The organism is Pseudovibrio sp. POLY-S9 (genome assembly GCF_001431305.1).
Lineage (GTDB): Bacteria > Pseudomonadota > Alphaproteobacteria > Rhizobiales > Stappiaceae > Pseudovibrio.
On sequence record NZ_LCWX01000142.1, the window covers coordinates 25,508 to 28,402 of the forward strand.

1 protein-coding gene is annotated in these 2,895 nt (G+C 51.5%); it reads right to left on the bottom strand.

The window, feature by feature from the left end:
- The coding region (locus PPL9_RS33275) for an Ig-like domain-containing protein (protein WP_208989334.1) at positions 1–2,895 on the bottom strand (2,895 nt) is incomplete at both ends.

The following is a 2,895-nucleotide window of genomic DNA, read 5'->3' on the forward strand; positions in this document are numbered from 1 at the left end:
GGTGCGTCGTTTTCCGGTGACAGCTCGATAGAAACAGTGACAGTATCACTGCGCTCTCCATCCGCATCCTCAATGTAGTAACTAAAGCTGTCCGAGCCATTGGCGTTGGGGTGACCCGTGTAGCTAAACGTGTTGTCCAGGTTCTGAGAGAGGTGGCCCTTGGCAGGTGCCAAGACGATGCGAACAGTGAAGCCTTCACTGCTAAGAGTATCATTGCCTAACAGGTCCAACACAAGCGGTGTATCTTCCGTACCAGAAAACTGATCGGGGGACGCCGATGACATTCCATCCGAGATGCTGAAGGTGAAGTCCAAAGGGATCGTGTCTCCGTCACCGTCGGAAGCTACTGCTGAAAACGATAGTAAAACCTCGCTTGCAGATGTGTGGTCAATCGGTGTGAAGAACTCGACCTCGTAGTTTCCTGATCCGGTGGGATCCAGTTTGATCGTGAAAACATGCGTGCCATCCTGTGTCTTCGCGCTGAGTTGATTGCCCGTACCTTCAATGGAGTAATAGACCTGAGCACCGTTGACAGTGAAGGGAGCAAGACTGCCTCTCATGCTGGAAGAGAAGGTGAGCATCGTTGTAGACTGTGTGTCGGCGCCCCAATGAACGTTCAAATCACCACTTTGAACGATCGAGGCTTCATCGTTCATACGTGCTTCGAAGAGAGCATTTTCTGAAAGGCTAAGTGTTTCAGGCGCTGAACTGAGGATGGGCGTGCTGTCTGCAATCGTGATTTGCAGCTGACCATTAACGGCGTCCCCATCTGCATCACTTACAACATAATGCAGTTGAAACTGCTCAATGCCCCGAGCATGGTTCAATGGCGCATGCTGATCGACAGAATACGCGCCTCTGCTGGAATTCAGCGTCGCGGTGAAAATTGCCGTCGTATTTTGGAAAAGCGTCAGTTTCTCGCCGATCAAATCCCAGCTGAAGCCAGAAGGGAGAGCGGACTGTATCCATGAAACCTGCCCTCCATCTACACCAGTTGAGACGGGGAGTACACCGGTTAAGGCATGAGTATCCTCAGCAAGTGCATGTCCTGGCGCAGGTGAAGCGAATGCATTGTCACTTAAACTGAGGTGGACCGGTTCCCCGACTTCCGGATTGTCGTCTTTAATCGACACCTGAAAGTGACCCGCGGCGGTATCGCCATCTCCATCCGTAATCACATAGGGAAGGCTGATTGTTTGCTGGTCTACCCCATTTTGGTGTTGCAAAGGATTATGCTGCTGAACAGTGTAAGCCCCCTTGATATCGGTAAACTGAGCGGTGAGAATGAGCGTATCGCCTTGCAGAACGCTGAGCTGTTGCCCCTCAATAATGTAGATCAGCCCTTCGGGATCATCAGGTAATTGCCAGCTGATCGTAGCGGTGTCTGCTCCTGCTGAATGAGGCAGATACTCAGAGGAATAGCTCAGCTCGGTTTGCGTACTCAACTGGCTTTCATCAAAGCTGATCTGGTTGAGCGGAAATGCTTTTGGCGCATCATCCAGCGAAGAGACCAGAAGCTTGCCTTCTGTCGTCTGGCCTTGCGTGTTGGTTGCACTGAAACTGAGATTGAAAACGGCGTCTGCATTAGCTCCGTGATTGATCGCGCTGTGTTGCGTGACGCTATAGGTGCCCGTTGCTGAGTTGAGCGTGACTGACAAAACAACTTTGCTGCCTTGCAAGATCAGGAGCGTTTGTCCTTCCTGATGAAAACTGAACCCTTCCACCGGAGATGCTGTGTTCCAGGATAAGACGACAGGGCCTTGCGAAGCATTGATCAGCAAGTCTCCTGAGGCAGTGGCTTCAGCGGGATCGCCTTCTGATCCTCCCGGAAGTCCGGCTTCTGAAACTGTAGCCGTCAGATTCCATTCCGCCGGCATCGGGTCATCTTCAACGCGGATGTCCAGATGAGAAACAAGAGTGTCTCCATCTGCATCTTTTGCAATGAAACGGAAGCTCATTAAAAGGTCCGTCGCACTGCCCGAGTGATCCAACGGTGCAAACTGCTCATAGCTGTAGGCGCCGTTTGGTGTATTCGGGTCCAGCGTGACCTTTAAAACAAGAGTTCCATCACCTTTCAAACCCTTCAATATGTGCTGGCCTTGCGGTCCAAACTCAGATTGAAAAAGAACCCGCGCACCGCCACAGGTAATATCGAGCGGATCACCTGAGCGGCCGAGTGGGCGTCCGGCTGCATCAAGTGTAAAGAGCAGTGCGCGGGAGTTGGTTCCATCCACGCCGAAATCAAGAGCGAGGCTATCGCTGACTGAAATACTGGTGGATGTGCGAAAGGATGCTTCCTGAACAGAATGGACAGGAAGATCACTTGCCCGGGTAACTGTGCTGTTTGGTTGAACGTATAGATCAGAGATAGACAACTGCGGAACGATGATGTTCTCTGATTGTGTGTTAAGAGCGCTTACAAGCGGAACAGCCTGATAGCTATCCTGCGTGTTTTCAGAAAGCTGATCAGACTGCGTAAGACTGTTCAGCTTTTCAAGCGCTGGTTCGTGGTGAACATTCTGCAAACTTGTTTTGGATATGGGCTGCCAACTGGTTTCTTCTGAGGACTTGTCAGCATCCTCCGTTTCTTTCTGGGCAGGGGAGGGGAGGTCAACTTGAAAGCTGCCAAGTCTTGGTGCCGTCTCGACTTCAACGGCCTTCAGAAACTGGCTCTGTGTTGTGAGCGGACCAGATGGCATCAAAATGAAGAATTCATTGGCAGGTCCACCAAAGAACTGTTCGATGACAACAATCTGCCCATTCCCATCCAAAATATGAAGCTCGTCTCCATCACGGATGAGTTTTGCTGTGCCGATGGTTTTGGAGAGGTCAACAAGCTGGTCTTGCTCCCGCACCATCAAGATTGGTGTTCGGGAGGGCGCGAGCGGCTCCGCC